The following is a 461-nucleotide window of genomic DNA, read 5'->3' as shown; positions in this document are numbered from 1 at the left end:
ATCTATCATACAATAAAATGGAAGGGCTAACATCATAAATTTTTGAAAATATAAAAACAAATTAATTGAAAAAGGTCAAAATAGGTCATATAATATAGTCAAAGAAGGTCAAAAAGGGGTGATATACATGCACAATATGTCTGACATCATAGAACAATACATCAAACGTTTATTTGAAGAGTCGAATGAAGATGTCGTTGAAATTCAGAGAGCGAATATCGCACAGCGTTTTGATTGCGTACCATCACAATTAAATTATGTAATCAAAACACGATTCACTAATGAACATGGTTATGAAATCGAAAGTAAACGTGGTGGTGGTGGTTACATCCGAATCACTAAAATTGAAAATAAAGATGCAACAGGTTATATTAATCATTTGCTTCAGCTGATTGGACCTTCTATTTCTCAACAACAAGCTTATTATATTATTGATGGGCTTTTAGATAAAATGTTAATAA

1 protein-coding gene is annotated in these 461 nt (G+C 30.6%); it reads left to right on the top strand.

What is annotated here, in order from left to right:
• Positions 1-136: 136 nt before the first annotated feature.
• Positions 137-461: CtsR family transcriptional regulator (locus tag J1M37_RS11035; protein ID WP_241251066.1), on the top strand; the 325-nt coding region annotated here is incomplete at its 3' end.

The organism is Micrococcus sp. KRD012 (assembly GCF_017168555.1).
Taxonomy (GTDB): Bacteria; Actinomycetota; Actinomycetes; order Actinomycetales; family Micrococcaceae; genus Micrococcus; species Micrococcus luteus.
Note: the sequence above shows the minus strand (reverse complement) of the source record. Positions and strands in the feature narration are given on the sequence as shown.